The organism is Balneolales bacterium ANBcel1 (assembly GCA_029688905.1).
Lineage (GTDB): Bacteria > Bacteroidota > Rhodothermia > Balneolales > Natronogracilivirgulaceae > SLLW01.
On sequence record JARULB010000002.1, the window covers coordinates 1 to 18,131 of the forward strand.

An 18,131-nucleotide genomic window follows, 5' to 3' on the forward strand; every position below is an offset into this window, starting at 1 on the left:
CAGGCTGAAGTCGTAAACATCACCATGGCAGATGATACACTCACCAATGCAGCGTCCGTAGATTTTAAAATCACCTTCAGCCAGCCTGTACGGGTTGAAGATCTCTCTACTGTAGCCATCAAGACCGGTGGCACAGTGACAACCGACAGTACCGTAACCGTCTCCGATGGAGAAAACCTGGGCTCAATCCATACAATTACGGTCACAAATATCGCTAACGACGGTGAACTGGGCATTGAAATTGGCACCCGGGCATTTGCGGATTCAAGAGGACTGGCCCTGAAGGCCCCCGCTTCCAGCGGGCAGTATCTCATTGACAACACGCCACCGGCCATTACCGGCACAATTCCGGAAACATCCTCATTCACCGGCAAATCCGCCTTCACAATTGCAATTGCATTCAGCGAAAAAGTTCAGGACGCAGATCCGTCCGCTCTCTCCATCACTCCGGAAGAGATTGCAGACCCGGAGAAACTGGAGCTGCATGGCGATACACTGCATCTACCGGTAGAAATCCCCGAACATCTTTTACTGGAACAGGTACCTGTCAAAATCAGTTTTTCAGACGGACTCGTTGTTGACAAGGCCGGTAATACCTATGCAGGGGCTGATGAATTCACCATAACATATGACGGCCGTCCGCTGACCGTCACGGGCTTTTCTCCTGATATTGAAAATGGGCAGACTACCGCGCGCCAGTTTCAGGTGACACTCGTTTTTTGCAGACCGGTATTTGGATTCGATAAAGGCGATATCCTCATCGATAATGCAAAAATATCCGGATTTGAAGGTGCGGACGGGGATACCGAGTATTTCGTAACGGTAGTTCCTGCTGAAGACGGACCGGTTCGCCTTACGGTTCCTGAAGGCGCTGCGCATGACCATGTAAACAACCCCAACGAGTCATCCGTAGCGTTTACAGTCCTCTACAGCAAGCCACCAGCGAAAATCACTTTGCTGTTGCCTGAAGATGGAGCTTCGAGGCAACGATTGCAGCCCCGGTTCAGCTGGCAGCATGAAGACCATGCGGAAACCTATGAACTGCAGCTGGCAAAGAACCCGGATTTCCGGTCAGAGGACCAGGTTATAACCATTGAGAACATTCCAGGGCCAGAATTTTCCATGGAAGATCATCTCGGTCACGATCAGACGTGGTACTGGCGGGTTCGCGGAAACAACCATGGAGTCACCGGAGCATGGTCCGAGACCCGCTCCTTCGCAACCTTGCGAGAAAAACCCGCGCAGGTGATACTGATCGCGCCTGAAGATTCTGCCGGCGCTGTGCAAACAGATCCGGAGCTGAAATGGAAGGAGACAGCACGCGCCAACAGGTACCGGGTTGAGATCACCGAAAACGACGACTTTGACCATCCGCTCTTTGTTGCGCACGGCATAGCCGCGACCTCTGTTCCTCTGGAGGACATACTTGAGTCCTATGCCAAATACCAGTGGCGCGTACGTGGGGAGAACGAAGCTGGAAACGGCAGCTGGTCGGTGCCGGGCGTCTTTGTTACCAAAGCCGATATACCGGAGCTTCTGTTTCCCGCACAAAACGCAACTTTGATCAGTATCGCTCCGCAGCTGTCCTGGGAAACAGCACATCCTGACTCAAAATTTGAACTTCGTCTGGGATCAGATCCACACTTGCGGGAGCAAATCCAGGTTTATCAAATTCAGGCTACACATTTCGAACCAGACAGCTTGCAAGCCGATACCGACTACTACTGGCAGGTACGCCTGGCCGACCGGTTGACCCACAGTGACTGGAGTGAAATCCGCAGGTTTACGACACGGCCCGATCCGGCCGAAGAGAAGGTGGCGGTCACCTTCCAATTTGTTCCGGGAGAATCTGAAAATGGAGAATGGGGCTATTACAACCTGATTGGCTTGCCGGGCAGTCAGATACTTTTCCTGGATGATATTTTTGGCAAGGAGCAGAGCGGTCATTGGTCTGCATTCATGGAGACGGGAGGCGATGCCGGGTTCCTGGTTCCATTTGATCAGGAAAGCAATCGATTCTGCTTCAGGCCAGGAAGAGGGCACTGGATCCATCATGAAGATTCAGTGCGCGTCGAACTTAAGCCGGTTCCTGCCCGGACGGACAGGGATGATGCTTTTGCCATTGAAGTTCAATCCGGCTGGAATATTATCACCAACCCGTTTACTTCGGCTGTATCCTGGATGGAGATGATGGCATATAACGATCTTAACGCGCCGCTTTACGGATATTCCCGGACGTTTGAAAAGCGCGACAGCCTCCAGGCTTTCGAAGGGTTCTATTTTTATAACGATCCGGAGTGGCAATTGGACAGCCTGAAGGTGCCTTTTGTTACTACGGCCCGAAGGCGGTTCACAGATCCCGGGCAAAAGACCGCTGCAGAGCAACTATCAGAGTATTCCGGCGAAGGCGCAAACATGGAGCTGCAGGCCCTTTTTGCTGAGGCCGATGACCGTTCGCCTTTTTCCAAAGCAGTGCGTCTGAATTTCGGATCCGGGCATCAGGATGTTCCCTATCCACCGCTTGATATGACGAGATACGGCCTGGCGCTGGTATCAGGAAATGCTGCTGATATGGATGATATGAGCCCGGGCAAAACGGCTGATCAAGAGAGGTATGCGATGTCTTCCCAGGAGATATCCGGGCAGAGCGGGTTGGAATTCTCCGGAAGCCAGGAGCTTCTGCTCCGGAGCAGATCAGCTGCCTATAAGCCCACCGGGGAAAAATTCCTGCTGGAAGTGAAAGCTCCTCGGGGCACCGGGATTGAGTGGAAGGCCCGGTTCCGTGGTATCGGCAACCAGGCAGTGATCCTTATTCATGACCCTGCTGACGACCGGTTTGTATTGATGGGGTCCGGCGAAACAGCTGGCTGGAAGGTAAAAGAGAGGCACTCCACCTATCACGTTTATGTCGGTGACGAAGCGGCAATCATGGATGTGATGGACCGCATGGCACCAGGGGAAATTGTTTTGAAACAGAATTATCCCAATCCGTTCAACCCGTCAACGACTATCCGCTATTCAGTTGTGGAAGAGACCGATGTACGGCTGGAAGTATTTGATATCCTGGGTCGGCATGTGCGGACACTTGCCAACGGGGTTCATCAAAATGGATGGTATTCGGTTTCATTTGATGGAAGCGGCCTGGCCAGCGGGGTTTATATCTACCGGCTGGTTGCAGGTCCGGAAATCCTGACCGGACAAATGATGCTCATCAACTAAGGAAGTTTTTCCGATAGGTCTTGCTTAATATACCGGTAGCTCAGGCGCACAAATCCGCAAAAAAGCACATCAAACGGACGGTACTGTAAAAGTATGTAATGCAAGTTTGCCCGGCGATCTGTTATATTACCATCTTATAACATTTTTTTACCGGATGGGGATCACGAACAGACAGCATGAAAAAAATCCTGGGCATATCGGCGTTTTATCACGATTCGGCGGCAGCGCTGGTATCCGGCAGCGCTATTGTGGCCGCCGCGCAGGAGGAGCGCTTCACCAGGTCCAAACACACCGCGGAGTTTCCTGTAAACGCCATCCGCTACTGCCTGGAGGAGGGAGGGCTGACCATCGATGAGCTGGACGCCGTCGTTTTTTACGACAAGCCGCTGCTCAAATTCGAACGCCTGCTGGAAACCTATTACGCCTTCGCCCCGCGCGGACTCGTTTCTTTTCTCAAGGCTATTCCCCTCTGGCTCCGTGAAAAAATGTTCCTCAAAAAGATGGTGTATGACGGACTCCGGGAAATCGGGCCGTATGACCTGAAACGGCTGAACCTGCGTTTTACCGAACACCACCTCTCCCATGCCGCAAGCGCGTTTTATCCGTCACCGTACCCCCGGGCCGCCATTCTGACCATCGACGGCGTCGGCGAATGGGCCACCGCCGCTATCGGGATCGGCGACGGCCGCCAAATCACCTTCCTCCGGGAGCTGGAGTTCCCGCACAGCGTCGGTCTGCTCTACAGCGCGTTTACCTACTATCTGGGGTTTCGTGTCAATTCCGGCGAATACAAACTCATGGGACTGGCACCCTACGGCGATCCGGAATCAGCGCAGGTTCGCGAGTTTATGGATGTCATCACCGGCCGGCTGACAGCCATCAAGCCGGACGGCTCCCTCTGGATGAACCAGAACTATTTTTCCTACGCTACCGGACTCCGTATGGTCAGGGATCGCAAATGGGAACAACTGTTCGGCTTTCCACGCCGGGAACCCGACCACGAGATTCTGCAGCACCACTGCAACCTGGCTCTGGCCATCCAGAAAGTGACCGAAGAGATTGTGCTTAAAATGGCCCGTGAGGCCCGAAAGCTCACCGGCGAGACCCGCCTCTGCATGGCGGGCGGAGTCGCCCTCAACTGTGTGGCCAACGGACTGCTGCTCCGGGAGCGCGTTTTTGAGGAGGTCTTCATCCAGCCGTGCTCCGGCGATGCGGGAGGGGCGCTTGGCGCGGCCCTGGCTGCAGCTCATCTCTACTACGACATCCCCCTGACATCTGATAAGCAAGCCCGCAACTCCACCGGATCCAAAACAGAGCAGCAAGGCAGACACCGGGACACCATGGCCGGCGCGTATTTGGGTCCATCGTTCTCCGACAAGGAGATCATCCGCATGCTGCGTCATGCAAAGGCGGTTTACCGGCATGTAGCCGACTTCGACGAGCTGGCGGATCTCGTGGCGCGGGATCTGGCCGACGGAAAGGTGGCGGGATGGTTCCAGGGACGGATGGAATACGGTCCGCGGGCCCTGGGCAACCGAAGCATACTCGCCGACGCCCGCAACCCCGAAATGCAGAAAAAGCTGAATCTGAAAATCAAATTCCGGGAAGGGTTCCGGCCGTTCGCCCCCTCGGTACCGGCGGAGGATGCCGGTGAGTATTTTGATCTTTCTGCGGATTCCCCCTACATGCTGTTCACCGCGCCTGTCAGGGAGCAGCACCGGATCCCGGTACCGGACGATTATCACCAAAAGCCGCTCAACGAGAAGCTCTACCATCCCCGAAGCAATCTGCAGGCCATCACACATGTGGATTTCTCCGCCCGCATTCAGACCGTCCACGAAGAGACCAATCCGCGATTTGCCGCCCTGCTGCGGTCATTCAAAAAACTTACCGGTTGCGCGCTGCTGGTCAATACCAGTTTCAATGTAAGGGGAGAGCCGATCGTCTGCACTCCGGAGGATGCCTGGCGCTGTTTCATGGGCACCGACATGGACCTGCTCGTAATCGGCAACTTCCTGATGTACAAAACGGAACAACCCGATCACGCCAACCGTGAAAAATGGCGCAGAGCCTATGCGCCGGATTAGGTGCTGTTTGCAAAAATTACAACAATAAACGTTTAAAGAAGGGAATATGGAATATATATCGGATCTGTGGTACTTCATGAAGGAGCGGAAGAAATTCTGGCTGGCTCCGATCATCATTGTCATTCTGTTGCTGGGCCTGCTGATCGTGTTCGGGGGCAACAGTCCGATCGCGCCGTTTATCTATTCCATTTTTTAGGAAACCTGACCGGACTCCATATGAACCCCAAAACTCCGGACTCGCAGCGAACGGTACACACCATTACCATCGGGTTTCTGGTGATTTACCTCATCACAGGCTGGCAGTGGACCGTACTTGCGGCCGTTGCCGTCGGTGTGGCGGGCCTGTTTTCCAAATACCTTGCCGGACTCATCCACCGGGGCTGGATGCTCCTGGCCCGGCTGCTGGGGTATGTCGTTCCCAACATCATCCTGACACTTGTCTTCTATCTGGTGCTGCTGCCTGTGGCATTGCTGGCACGCCTTTTCCGGAAAGAGCCGCCGGTTGTTCTTGACAACAGAGCGGACAGCATGTTCCGTCGGGTGGAGAAAACATTCGGCAAAGAAGACTTCATAAACCCGTGGTGAGGCCACGGCCGATATAGGCTAACCGATGGCAAAAAAAGAACATCACAAGAAAAAGCAGGGTGGAAAGCGGGCAGAGCGCAAAACGTTGACGCGCGGGAAGAAAGTGGCGTTTACCCTCGTTACCATCTGCATTCCGCTTCTTTTTTTCGGCATCCTTGAGGGATCTCTGCGTTTGGCCGGGTACGGCGGCGAAACCGGTCTGTTTATCAAACCGGATCGGCACCAGGGCCGGTACGTGCAGCTTAATCCCCACTATCACGAGAAGTTTTTTCACCGGACAACCACGTTCACCGCCGGCAGGGGCAGTGTCTTTCTGGCCGAGAAGCCGGACAACGGGTTTCGCGTCTTTGTTCTGGGAGCATCGACCACCGAGGGGTTTCCGTACGGTTTTAATGGCGGTTTTCCACTGGTGATCCAGGATATGCTCGAGGATGTGCTTCCCGGTCGCCATGTGGAGGTCGTCAATCTCGGCATTACGGCTACCAACACCTACACGTTGTACGATCAGGCCCGTGAAATCATCAGACACGAGCCCGACGCCATCTTCATATACTCGGGTCAGAATGAATTTTACGGCGCGCTCGGCATCGCGTCGGCGGAAAACATCGGGCGTTTTCCCGGATTCGTACGTTTCAACCTCCGTCTCTACCGGTACCGGACCTTTCTCATGCTCCGGGACGCGATGGGATGGGTATCGGGTCAGGCCGGCCGGCTTTCCGGCGAGAGTGACGAAGAGCACGGTACCCTGATGCAGCGCATGGCACAGCGTCATGCCATCCCCCTGGACAGCCGCCTGTTCGAGGCGGGCAAACGGCAATATGCCGGCAACCTCGACGCCATCCTGAGCACCTTCGGGAAGCGGGATATCCCGGTTTTCCTCTCCAGTCTGGTCAGTAACCTGAAAGACCATCCGCCTTTTTATTCGGTCGGAGCCGAAGGACATCCGCCGGCCGCGGAGGTGTTTGCCGGTGCCGGGGAAGCGTATGACGAAGGCCGGTACGGCGAGGCGCTTGAAGCGTACCGCCATGCCCGTGATCTGGACGCGCTCCGGTTCCGTGCCCCGGCCGCTTTCAACGATATCGTTCGCCGGCAGGCCGACCGCCACGGTGCCCGGTATGTTCCGATGAAGGAGCGGATGAGCGAACATGCGGAGAACGGAATCATCGGATTCGATCTGATGCTGGAGCACCTGCATCCGAACCGCGAAGGATACGCCCTGATGGCCGAAATCTTTGTCGAACAACTGCTGAAAGCAGGGCTGCCCGGACTCCGGCCCGACCGCAGCCGCCTCGGAACAGCCGACCATTACCGGCGTGCCATGTATCACACCGAGCTGGACGAGAATATCGTGCGGCACCGGGTTCTGATGCTCACCCACAGCTGGCCGTTTGTGGATACGGTGGATCCGGCCGGATATCCGGCTAATTATGTCCCGGAGAATTTCGCAGACCAGCTGGCATTCCGTCATGTGCGGGAGGAGATGGAGTGGCATCAGGCAAAAACGGAGATGGCCCAATGGCATTTGGATAACGGCAGGCACAACGACGCCCTCGACGAAATGCGCGGAATCATCCGGGTGGTTCCCTATGAAGCCGATCCATATGAACTTGCCGCGCGTATGGCGGTGGAAGCGGAGCTGCTCGATGAAGCCGCCGACTTTCTGGAGGAGGCGTATCGTATCCGCCCGTCCCATTATGCTGTCCGTACGCTTGGCTGGGTTGAGGCGACCCGCGGGAACAGCCGGCGGGGAGCGGAGCTGCTGGAAGAGGCCTGGCGCAGGGATCGCTCCGACCATGCAAGTCTGTATCGCGCCTCGGTAGCGCATGCCGCTGCCGAACAATTCGACAGGGCGGTGGAGCTGGCCGATCAGCTGGCAGCCATCAACCCCCAATTTCCAAATCTGGAGCAATGGCGCGGCCACCTGAGCCATATTATGTCGGTGCGAGCGGAACGGCAAGCGTCGGCGCGGTCCGCAAACGGGCAGGAGCCGTAACGAGACGGGCCGGGTGAAAGCGAAAAACCGGCAAATACGCCGCTACAGGGATTCGGCCTCCTGATACCGGCGGCACAGGGAGGCCATATGGAGAATCTGCTCCTCATCGTCGAGGATGCGCGGCATTTTGGTCTGCGCATGCAGCGCCTGATGGGTTTCTCTCCACTCGTGAAGAGCATCCTTGGAGAGGTTGAATATCACCGGAGGGTGGATTCCCATGCTGGTGCGGCGGTTTTTGTAGTGGCGGTTGAGTTCCCCCAGGTTTTCATCCAGTTGTTTCGTGAAAGAGGCGATATCATCTGGTTTACGCACCCACTGCACAAACCAGAAATGGCGCGGGGCGCCGATGTCATCATCGATAAGGCCGCCCATGGTAAACACGGAGAATTCGGCTCCGGCCTGCTCCGCCGTCTTTTCCAGGGCTTTTTGCGCCTCGTGGGATTCAACGGCCTCTCCGAACCGGTCAAAAATTTCCGAAACCCGGCCTACCACCTGAATCCGGGGCTGGTCGAGGTCGGTAAACTCGATCACATCGTTGATCATATAGCGCCAGAGTCCGGAGTTGCTGCTCACGACAAGCGAGTAGGGGACTCCCTTCTCGACCTCCCAGGTCGGTACCGTTTTTTGACGCGCCAGGTCGTCCTTGTGTTCCTTGGGATTGGGGATCCACTCGTAAAACACGCCGTTGTCAACGATCAGCCGGAGGTCGGTGCGTTTCAGGTCGTCACTGAAAGCAAAATAGGATTCGGAAGCGCCGTAATTTTCGATATAGTCCATGTTCAGCCCGTCAAGCAGCTTGTTGAAATGGGGGCGATAGGTATTCAGCGCTTCGCCGCCGCAGATAAGCAGTCGCAGGTTGGGCCAGATTTCACGGATATACTGCTTGCCGGTGATCTCCAGGGCCCGTTGAAAAAAGCGCAGGGCCCAGGAGGGGATCGCCACAATTTTGCGGATGTCGGCTTTAACCGCCTTTTCCAGGGTACGGTCAAACTTTTCTGTCCACTCCTCCTGGATCATGGTGCGGGGTGAGCGGACCTGGAACATCGAGAGCCAGCCCGGCGACAATTTGGCAAGGTACGCGCTGATTTCCCCGATACGGATGTTAGACCTCGGTTCCAACCGCTCAATATTGCCGGGAAGGCTTACATGGCTTCCCAGGAAAAAATGAAGAAAGTTGGGTTTCTGGCGAAAGTAGGAGATGATCACCTTGCGCATGAACCGCTGGTCGCTGCGCAATCGGTCTTCGCTCAGCGGGATGTGCTTCCCTTTGCCGGTGGTTCCGGCAGAGACGGCGAAATTCTGGATCCTGGCCGGCCACAGCAGGTTTTGCTCCCCGTTTTTCAGGCGTTCAATGTAGGGCTCGACATCATCGTACGTACTGAGCGGTACTTGCTGAGAATACTCTTCAAAGCCTTTCATGGAAGAAAAGCCGAATCGTTTGCCGTATTCCGTGCGTGCGCCTTTCCGGAGCATGTGGGACAATACTTTCTTCTGGGCCGCTTCAACAGATCTGGACATACGCTGATGAAATAAAACAAGTCAGGCTGGTGAAACAGGGTGACGCACCGTTTCCCGGCCTGACTCATTAGTGCAATTATGGTGAAACAGATAGAAAATTAACGTTCGGCTATTGGCGTCCAGGGCAGGTTCTTATCCCCCAGATAAAGCTGGCGCGGACGTATCAGCCGGTTGTTGGCCATTTGCTCCAGGAAGTGAGCGGTCCAGCCGGTCACCCTGCTCATGCCAAAGATGGCGGTATAGAGGTCAGGCTTAATCCCCATCGAATAGTAAACGGTAGCCGAGAAGAAATCCACATTCGGGTCGATGCCTTTCTCACTCTTCATCACATTCTGGATGGTTTCCGACCACTCGTACAGATAGAGGGTATCGGTTTCTTCGGCCAACTGCTTTGAAAATCTTTTGAGGTGCTTGGCGCGGGGATCGATGGTGCGGTAGACCCGGTGGCCGAAGCCCATGACTTTCTCTTTGGCGGCCAGGCGATCCCTGATAAAGGCCTCGACGTCGGCGTCACGGTCCAGTTTAAGCAGCATGTTCATAACGGCGGTGTTCGCGCCTCCGTGGAGGGGGCCTTTGAGCGATCCGATGGCGCCGGTAACCGCGGAGTAGATGTCGGACTGTGTCGAACAGATGGCGCGAGCGACAAACGTGGATGCGTTCATTCCGTGCTCGGCATGGATGGTCAGGCAGATGTCCATCATCTTCTCGGCGCTCTCACCCGGGCGTTCTCCATTAAGCATGTATAGGAAATTGTGGGCGGTGCTGCCCTCCTTCAGGGGAGCGAGAATCTCTTTGCCTTCCCTGGCACGATGGAATCCCGCTACAACGGCCGGCATCTTTGCGGTCATACGGATGGCCATGCGCTGGTTGGCGTCAGGGTCACTGGACAGGATTTCCTCATCAAAATCGGCCAGCATCGATACGGCGGTGCGCAGTACGGACATCGGCTCCGCTTCCTTGTTCGTGCTGTTCAGATAGTCTATGACCGGCTGCGGGAGATCCCGCTCGGCAATCAGCTTTTTGTTAAGATCATCCAGCTCTTCCTGTGAAGGCAGCCTGTCGTTCCAGAGCAGAAAGGCGACCTCTTCAAATGTGGCGTTCTCAGCCAGTGTGTCAATATTGTAGCCTGCATAAATCAACTCCCCCTCTTCGCCGTTAATAGCGCTCTTGGTAGAGGTAAAAGCGACAATCCCCTCCAGCCCCCTGTTCAGGTGAGGATACTTTTCGCTGTCAATGTTTTCAAGATTTTTGCTGGTCATAGAATACTCCTTGTTTCACTTGTTGGTTATGATGACGACAGTGTGATAAAACTGATTCCGGGATAAAACGATCCGATTGTGATTGATCGGCCGAACCGCATTTTAAACTTTCGGCTTCCTGGTGAAGTTTCAATACGCAAATTATATGTGAGTGATTAACCCAAAAAAATCATCAGTCAATGATATCTACATCCCGTTAAACGCCGCTGTCTGCCGCCTGCGTTCCGCTTCACCGATTTCACTCCCCATCAGGATGCGGTTCCGATTCATCCGTCCCGATAATGCGTTCTGCTGGAGTGACTTTATTAACACGATTATACGGATAAAAGCGGTAATAAACATCACTTGTTCCCCGATTTCGGCCGGATGGTCACATTAAAAAAAGATAATTTTGACTTTTTTCTCCTGAAAGGGACGTCCTGCAGCGCTCGCCGAAGAGCGTGCAGGTGCCGCGAAATCAGAATCTTAAGAAAATGACGTTCAGCGGGTTGAGGGAGTTGAAATAATCCTGGAAGCGCTTTACTAAAAAAATATAAATTTTGTGTGAAGAAAGAGTATTTGTAATTTATTTCTCAATCGTTAGCAAATACGCACTCAGTATGGAACCGAGAATACTACCATGGGGAAGATCAATTCAGAATCAGAAAGCGCACGGTTATCCGGCTATGTGAAGGCGAAGTCGGTCGGTGTCGAACGGCCGATTGTTTTTTACATTGAAATCAATGATGAAAGTTCCGCATATTACATGGCTGCCCGGTTGCAGAAGGAACACTGGGAAGTAAATGTTATACCAACCGGCTCCTGCTGGATTTGCCTTGCGCATGCCGTTGCCACCCCGGATCACCAGACCATCAGTGATTTGTGTGATTATCTGTCAGATTTATCGGAGTTCTACGGTGGCACGTTCAAACGGTGGGAGTTGGACTCACCGTACTGAACCGCAATGCATGGCTGAAAAACGAACACCAACCCGCAGTTTTAACGACCTTGTTGAGATAATGGCGATACTCCGGAAGGAGTGTCCATGGGACCGCAAACAGACCCATGAATCCATAAAGGACCTGATGGTCGAAGAAATTTATGAAGCGATCGAAGCGATCGACAACGACGACCCCGCCGAGCTTCGCAAAGAGCTCGGTGACCTTCTCCTTCACGTCGTCTTCCATACCGAGATAGCGAGAGAGGCCGGCCGGTTCGATATCGGCGAAGTCATTTACGGCATCCAGGAGAAACTGATCCGGCGCCATCCCCACGTGTTTTCCGATACCGTTGCCGGGGATTCCGAAACGGTCGTGCGCAACTGGGAGGATCTTAAAATGAAGGAGGCCGAACGTTCCTCGGTACTCCAGGGAGTGCCCGATACCCTGCCTGCGCTCATCAAGGCGCAACGGATGCAGGACAAGGCCGCGGCCGTCGGTTTCGACTGGAACACCTGGCAGCAGGCCTGGCCCAAACTCATCGAGGAGATCGAAGAGTTTCGTCAGGCGGCCGAATCCGGCAACGAAGAGGAGAAAGCCGGGGAGTTCGGCGACCTGCTTTTCTCCCTGGTGAACGTCGGCAGGCTGGCCGGCCTGAACGTCGAAGACTGTCTGCGCCTGACCAACCGGAAGTTCAAATACCGGTTTCAGCATATCGAAAAAGTGCTCAGCGAAGAAGGGAGGAATATCAAGGATACCCCCCTCGAAGAGATGGATAAAATCTGGGAAGAAGCCAAGTCGCTGTAGGACGCGGCTCATACCCCGGCGCCGGTGTTATCGCTTCCGCAATGTCTGCCCCCGGTGAGGCCGGTCCCGGGGATGCTGTTGCCATTGCTGCCGTCCCGGTTCAGGGGTAATTCCGCCGGATCACTTCCCGAAGCAGGTGCGTCTGCATCTCCTGTTTCTGGGCGGCGGGGAAGAGGATGTTGTTGAGAATCAGCCGGTAACCGGGACTGTTGGGGAACAGGTCCAGCTCGGTCGGCGGGTCGCCCACCCGATGCGTATAATCCTCGGGATCGTGTCCGCCGTAAAACGTAAAAAAGCCTTCCCCCAGGTTTCCGTGGATGTACTTGATCTCATTGCGGCCGGGCGCCTCGGCCAGCACCACCACATTGCTTTTGATGGTCTCCTTGCGGAACGCCGTAGTCTGGCCGTAGAACCCCTTGATGCTGCTTACGTGATTCTGGGTGAGCATCGTGGGCACGGGATCCCATTTCGCCGAAAAATTGAACAGGGTGAAATAATCCATCTCTTCATCCACCTGTGCCATGCGTTCCTGGACATTCGGAATATCGATATTCGCGTGCCGGTACTCGGCGGGATCCAGAGTGACCTCAAAGTTTTCAAAGGCCAGGGTCCGGGAGAAGTCCAGCTTCTCGTTGGCATCCGGATCGGCGGGACGGCCGTCCAGTTCAACGGGTACGATGTCGGTTTCCGCTGCGGCCAGGGCGATATCAAACGTATCTGCGCCCGAGCACATGGCAAACAGGAATCCGCCCTCGCGGATATAATCTTTGATGGTGAGCACCACGGCCAGCTTCATATCGGCTACCTTTGAAAACCCGAGATTGGTTGCCATCTCCTCCAGGTCGCGAACCTGCCGGATATACCAGGGCTGATTGCGGTACACGGCCCAGAACTTGCCGTGCTGCCCGGTGAAGTCTTCATGGTGGAGATGCAGCCAGTCGAACTCATCAAGCGCCCCGTCCAGAATTTCTTCGTTGTACAGGGTTTCGTAGGGCACTTCGGCGTAGGTGAGCGCAAGGGTCACGGCATCGTCCCAGGGCAGGGTGTGGTCGGGGGTGTAGACCGCGATTCGCGGGGCTTCCTCGAGCTCAACCACCGACATGTTCACATTGGGGCGCTCCACCTCCTCGATGATGCTGTTTGCACGCCCGGCGGAAATCTCCTCGATCGAAACGCCGCGCACCCGGCTTCGGCGGATGATGTTGTCGCTTCGCGGAGCCAGGAAGCTTCCGCCGCGATAGTTCAGGAGCCATTTTCCGTTATGCCCGTCCTCCAGATGCTGGTAGATGACACCGTAGGCCTTCAGATGGTTGCGCTGGCTGTCGTCCATGGGAATGAGCACCCAGCCGGACTGCGCCTGGACCTGGACGGAGGCCGCCATGAACAGCAGCAGCGCCGGCAACAGCATCAGCAATGCAAACAATTTTCTCCGGGCACGCGGGGAGCGGACACCGGAGCGGTCGCCGGTCGCTGTTGCGGCGGAAACGGGGATGAAGGTCAATGAAGTCATAGATCTCAAATTGATTCAGGTTTTGCAACTCATGACAAGGCGTCCTGCTCCAGTCTGCGAATCCGCTCTCTGGCAAAATCCGCGAAATAGCCGTCGGGATAGTGCATCAGCAGCTCCTCGTAGTAGTCCACAAGCGTGTCGGGCGACAGGGTTGCCGTGGCCAGTCCCGTTCCGTCAAACAGCGGAATCTCGGAACCGAACAGCGTTTCCAGAAGCTCTTCCGGGGGGATGCCTCCCGAGGAGGCAAGTTCGCCGTCACTGCGCTCCCTCTGTTCAAACAGGAGTTCCGCCAGACGAGCGCGCTCCCAGAGCAGGCGTTCACCGGGATTCTGCCGGGACGATGGGCGGCGCGTATGCCGGTCAATCACAAGAAAGGCCGTTTCCGGATGAATCTGGCGAAGGCTGCGGGTAAGCAGCAAAATGCTCTCACCGTGTACCGGTGCCGATGACGGTTCGCCCATGGCCGGTGCCAGCAGGGAGGCGGCACCCGTGTAGTCCCCGGTATCGTAGCGGTACCGGGCTTCCGAATAGCGGCGCAGTTCCCGGTGCATATCCTGTCCCGGATCATTTTCGACGTAGGCGGTCTGAATCATGTGGCGGAGGCGCAGCGCGTTGTTGGCGAAAAACGAGTGATTCTCGCGCTCCAGCGAGCGCAGTTGCAGCCGGGCGTAGGTGAAATCGCCGTTATAGAAATCGCCCAGGCCGAGGTAGTAGCGGCTTTTCTCCGAGAGGTTGCCGCTGCCGCCGATGCGGGTACTCCGGGTCAGTGCCACCCGCGCCAGCGAAAACTCACCCCGGAAGAGCAGAATTCGTCCCTCGACATACGCCATCGCAGCCTTTTCGTCACTGGTGCGGGCGATTTGCTCCATTTTGGCGTGATAGGTTTCGGCGCGTTCCGGATCCTTGAGATGATCCAGGGCCAGTTCGGCCTGCATCATCAGGGTCTGGATGATCCGGTCATAGCGCGGGAAACGTTCGGTGAGCCGTTCAATGGTGTCGAACGCCTTGCGGTACAGGGAATCGGCCGCGCCGCCGAAATCGCGGTTGGTGTCGATCAGATGATCGGCCCACGCCCGGTAGGTGCTTGAAAGCTCCTCAAAGCTGCGTGCCTGCAGCGGGTGATTCTCCAGGTCGAGATAATAGGTAAAGGCCTGTTCGGCCCATTCGAACTGCTGCTGGGTGCGCAGGCGGCGGCCCGTCTGGAAAAGAATATGCTGCTCATTCTCGCCGCGGCGTTCGAGGGCCTGTGCCGCAGCGTAAGCCCGGCGGTAGAGGCCGCGCTCCATATTCAGCCACACCAGGAAGTTGCGGTATGCCACATCCGGTTCACTGCCGGGTGACTGCCTTTCCGCCCGTTCCCCGGCAAGCATGATCGCGGTGTCATAAAGCGCACGCTCATCGTAATTGAGCAGCTGACGCTGGATTCTGCTCATGCTGGAAGGGTCGTTGCCAAGCAGATCCAGATACTCCCGCATGGCCTCCTCGAAATTGCGCACGGAGAGGTGGTTTGACGCGATTTCGTGCGTGAACAGCGAAGGCTCACCAAGCTGTTGTCGTGCCTGTTCATAGACATCGATGGCTCTTTCGTATTCACGACGCTCATTCAGTATAGACGCCACCCTCCGGTATGCGTGCAGGTTTTCGGCATGGTCATCCAACACACTCTGCCAGGCGGCGTAAGCCTCTTCGGAACGGTCCGCGTAATGGAGAATTTCACCGAACCGAACCCGCGTGTTGATGTCGCTGGAGTACCGGTCAAGGCGCCGTTGGGTGATTTCAAGCGCCTCATCATATCGTTGCAAGCTGACCAGCGCGCTGACGGCCCGGTCGTACACCGCGTAGGAGCGGGGATTATCTTCCAGAAGCTGTTTGAAAACTTCATACGCCTCTTCATATTCCCCGGCGTTGAGCAGCCGGTTGCCCAGTGCGTACTCGTCGGGGTTCTGTGCCTGGAGTCCCGGAGGGATGAACAGGGATGCCGCAATGAGGATCACCGCCAGAAGATAGCCCGGCAGGCGCAACGAGGTGCTGCCGGAAACGATCCCGTTATCACTGACCACGGAAGAGGTATCCGCCGGCCGGCGGGAGTCCGGTTGCGGAACGTTCATGACTGCGGCGGATCTGATCGGGCTCATGTTGGTTTCAGTGGACATTAAGAAAGATGTTGTCGGCAAAAAAAAGGTCGCGGCACAATGGTCGCTTCAGCCCGGCGGGTCCGCTTACGGCGGAAGGCCTCAGGGCACCGGGCGGAGGAACAGGCCGGCGCTCAGGAAGCGCCGGTGGCGGGCTGTCCGAAAGGAGTAACGACACCGGGGGCCAGCTTATTGACCTCCCGGTAAAATCGAAACAGGGGAAATCCCACAACATTATAATAATCGCCGTTGATTCCCTTCACGAACAGCGCGCCGAGGTCATCCTGTATGCCGTAGGCACCGGCCTTGTCCATGGGGCTGCCGCTTTCGATGTAGGCACGGATTTCATCGTCGGAGAGCGTTCCGAAGGTAACATCGGTGCGTTCGTGGAAGACGCGTTGCTTAGGCTGTCGCCCTTCACCGGTGAGGATGAGCGCCACGCCGGTGAACACCTGGTGGGTCCGGCCGCTGAGAGAGCGCAACATCGCAGCGGCATGGCCCGCGTCTTCCGGTTTCCCGAGTATCTCGCGATCCCGGACAACCAGCGTGTCGGCCCCGATAACGAGCGCGGATCGGTGTGCGAACCGTTTTTCCGCCACCATGCGCGCCTTGGCGAGCGCGAGCTCTTCCACAACCGTCTCGGGATCGGTATCGGGCGTAACCGACTCCTCGAATGCGGCGGGGACCACTTCAAAAGTTACACCGATCTGGCGGAGAAGCAGCCGTCTGCGCGGACTGGACGAAGCCAGTATGATCTGAACGGGCATGGATTTGATTACGGTTTGGATACGGGGGATTTCTTCGGTCAAAGGGCAAATGATACGAATAATTCACGTATTTTGATCGTAAAGATAAAAAAAACAGCCGGCGACTGTTGTCCGCTCCGGCACGCCGGTCAATACGGATCACCGGTCAGCACGGCACTCCGCTCAGCAAGTTTCGCCGGAAAGCACGGATCGCCGGCAACCCGGCGAAACGACATCTGCCCGGTCTGTCTTCAAGTAACCAAAAGGTGCCTCATCGTGAACCAACCGAATTCAGCGTCCCGATCTTTTCATGAACGTGCCGAAAGCTATGCCCTGGAGATGACCATGGCCGAAACGGATCTGTTGCGCGAGCTTCGCGAAGCCACGGCGCGGGAGCTCCGGTACGACGACATGCTCAGCGGACCCCTCGCCGGGACGTTGCTTCATCTGCTCGCTGGTGCCTGCAATGCCCGGCGAGCCCTGGAAATCGGTACGTTCACCGGCTACGCCACCCTGCAGATGGCCATGGCGCTTCCGCCAGACGGGCTCCTGTTTACTTGCGAGTCCAATGACAAGTACGCGGCCATTGCCGAACGCTTTTTCCGGCGCTACCGGGAGGAGGGAGGAAAGGCGGAAATCCGGTTGTTGCGAGGCCCGGCCCTGGCTACCCTCAGCGAAGAAGCGGAACTCAAAGAGCACCCCTTCGATTTCATATTTCTGGATGCCGACAAGGAGGCATACCCCGACTATTACGAGCGGTTGATTCCCCTGTTGCGGCCCGGCGGCATGCTGGTGGTTGACAACGCTTTCTGGGGGGGAAAGGTGTGGGAGGGGGGCGGAGGAGAGAAAGCCGGTGCCGGAGCCATCGCCCGGGAGGTTTTCACGGGATCGGTTGACCGCAAGGCCGCCGCCATAGACCGCCTCAACCGGATCATTGCGGCAGATCCGCGCGTGGAGAATGTGCTGCTGCCGGTCAGAGACGGTATGCATCTGATTCGCAAACGCATACAGGTGTCAACCGGCGATGGATAACCGTCCAAAAAAGCGCTTAGAAAATAATTGGCATATCACCGGCAAACTTTTAAATTAGGACAGTTTGCAAGGTAAGCCGGACGGATAATGCAGGGGTTTGCATTGGGCCGCGCCGGGGTTTTTGTGAAGTGGGGGCAAGGAAAACGGAGAACATGTGCCGTTTGCACGCCTTTTAGCCTTGTATCATTCAAATAATTTCAAACTGTCCTGAATCGGTCTTTTGTCCTGTGAAGCCGCCGGCAGAATCAATAAGGATGCAGCTCGTAATCCATCCATGGAAAACAATACGCTCCGGGGACCGGTACATGCGTTCGGGCTGTGTCGTC

At 56.0% G+C, this 18,131-nt stretch carries 13 protein-coding genes; 8 read left to right on the forward strand and 5 right to left on the reverse strand.

Translation table 11 applies throughout. The features are described from left to right. From QA596_02345 to QA596_02365, 5 genes are all read left to right on the forward strand, one after another. On the forward strand, positions 1-3,219 hold a 3,219-nt coding region (locus QA596_02345), incomplete at its 5' end, for a T9SS type A sorting domain-containing protein (GenBank protein ID MDG5766290.1). A gap of 176 nt (positions 3,220-3,395) precedes the next feature. Next, positions 3,396-5,306 carry a carbamoyltransferase gene (locus QA596_02350; GenBank protein ID MDG5766291.1) on the forward strand — a complete coding sequence of 637 codons (1,911 nt, stop codon included), beginning with the start codon at positions 3,396-3,398 and terminating at the stop codon, positions 5,304-5,306. Positions 5,307-5,352: 46 nt separating this feature from the next. Beyond that, positions 5,353-5,502: a DUF5989 family protein gene (locus QA596_02355; GenBank protein MDG5766292.1), complete on the forward strand. Its 150-nt coding sequence runs from the start codon at positions 5,353-5,355 to the stop codon at positions 5,500-5,502. Between the two features lie 20 nt (positions 5,503-5,522). Next, entirely contained in the window at positions 5,523-5,891 is a 369-nt protein-coding gene (locus tag QA596_02360; protein ID MDG5766293.1) for an SxtJ family membrane protein, read from the forward strand. A 25-nt stretch (positions 5,892-5,916) separates the two neighbouring features. Continuing rightward, positions 5,917-7,884, forward strand: coding sequence for a GDSL-type esterase/lipase family protein (locus tag QA596_02365; GenBank protein MDG5766294.1), 1,968 nt, complete (start codon positions 5,917-5,919; stop codon positions 7,882-7,884). Between the two features lie 42 nt (positions 7,885-7,926). On the opposite strand, the gene QA596_02370 is transcribed toward QA596_02365, so the two are convergent. After that, entirely contained in the window at positions 7,927-9,402 is a 1,476-nt protein-coding gene (locus QA596_02370) for a GH3 auxin-responsive promoter family protein (GenBank protein MDG5766295.1), read from the reverse strand. 98 nt (positions 9,403-9,500) lie between these two features. Beyond that, entirely contained in the window at positions 9,501-10,661 is a 1,161-nt protein-coding gene (locus tag QA596_02375) for a citrate/2-methylcitrate synthase (GenBank protein MDG5766296.1), read from the reverse strand. Positions 10,662-11,280: 619 nt separating this feature from the next. Between QA596_02375 and QA596_02380 the strand changes: the two genes are divergently transcribed. Then, positions 11,281-11,598, forward strand: coding sequence for a ribonuclease E inhibitor RraB (locus QA596_02380; GenBank protein ID MDG5766297.1), 318 nt, complete (start codon positions 11,281-11,283; stop codon positions 11,596-11,598). 10 nt (positions 11,599-11,608) lie between these two features. Beyond that, positions 11,609-12,385 carry a nucleoside triphosphate pyrophosphohydrolase gene (mazG, locus tag QA596_02385; protein ID MDG5766298.1) on the forward strand — a complete coding sequence of 259 codons (777 nt, stop codon included), beginning with the start codon at positions 11,609-11,611 and terminating at the stop codon, positions 12,383-12,385. 100 nt (positions 12,386-12,485) lie between these two features. Here mazG and QA596_02390 read toward each other — a convergent pair whose 3' ends face one another. The 3 genes from QA596_02390 to QA596_02400 all read right to left on the reverse strand — a co-directional run bounded on the left by QA596_02390 (position 12,486) and on the right by QA596_02400 (position 16,794). After that, positions 12,486-13,895 (reverse strand): asparagine synthetase B, encoded by a 1,410-nt coding sequence (locus QA596_02390; GenBank protein ID MDG5766299.1) that lies wholly within the window; start codon positions 13,893-13,895, stop codon positions 12,486-12,488. Between the two features lie 29 nt (positions 13,896-13,924). Then, positions 13,925-16,003 (reverse strand): tetratricopeptide repeat protein, encoded by a 2,079-nt coding sequence (locus tag QA596_02395; GenBank protein MDG5766300.1) that lies wholly within the window; start codon positions 16,001-16,003, stop codon positions 13,925-13,927. 158 nt (positions 16,004-16,161) lie between these two features. Further along, positions 16,162-16,794, reverse strand: a complete 633-nt coding sequence (locus tag QA596_02400) for a Maf family protein (protein ID MDG5766301.1) — start codon at positions 16,792-16,794, stop codon at positions 16,162-16,164. 255 nt (positions 16,795-17,049) lie between these two features. On the opposite strand from QA596_02400, the gene QA596_02405 reads away from it, so the two are divergent. Further along, a complete protein-coding gene (locus QA596_02405) occupies positions 17,050-17,805 on the forward strand; it encodes a class I SAM-dependent methyltransferase (GenBank protein MDG5766302.1) in 756 nt (251 codons plus the stop codon). The last annotated feature ends 326 nt before the right edge of the window (positions 17,806-18,131 follow it).

Excerpts from the sequence above, each read along its gene's own strand:
- QA596_02350 (MDG5766291.1), top strand. The coding sequence starts at position 3,396 with ATGAAAAAAATCCTGGGCATATCGGCGTTTTATCACGATTCGGCGGCA.
- QA596_02355 (MDG5766292.1), top strand. The coding sequence starts at position 5,353 with ATGGAATATATATCGGATCTGTGGTACTTCATGAAGGAGCGGAAGAAA.
- QA596_02360 (MDG5766293.1), top strand. The coding sequence starts at position 5,523 with ATGAACCCCAAAACTCCGGACTCGCAGCGAACGGTACACACCATTACC.
- QA596_02365 (MDG5766294.1), top strand. The coding sequence starts at position 5,917 with ATGGCAAAAAAAGAACATCACAAGAAAAAGCAGGGTGGAAAGCGGGCA.
- QA596_02370 (MDG5766295.1), bottom strand. The coding sequence starts at position 9,402 with ATGTCCAGATCTGTTGAAGCGGCCCAGAAGAAAGTATTGTCCCACATG.
- QA596_02375 (MDG5766296.1), bottom strand. The coding sequence starts at position 10,661 with ATGACCAGCAAAAATCTTGAAAACATTGACAGCGAAAAGTATCCTCAC.
- QA596_02380 (MDG5766297.1), top strand. The coding sequence starts at position 11,281 with ATGGGGAAGATCAATTCAGAATCAGAAAGCGCACGGTTATCCGGCTAT.
- mazG (MDG5766298.1), top strand. The coding sequence starts at position 11,609 with ATGGCTGAAAAACGAACACCAACCCGCAGTTTTAACGACCTTGTTGAG.
- QA596_02390 (MDG5766299.1), bottom strand. The coding sequence starts at position 13,895 with ATGACTTCATTGACCTTCATCCCCGTTTCCGCCGCAACAGCGACCGGC.
- QA596_02395 (MDG5766300.1), bottom strand. The coding sequence starts at position 16,003 with ATGAACGTTCCGCAACCGGACTCCCGCCGGCCGGCGGATACCTCTTCC.
- QA596_02400 (MDG5766301.1), bottom strand. The coding sequence starts at position 16,794 with ATGCCCGTTCAGATCATACTGGCTTCGTCCAGTCCGCGCAGACGGCTG.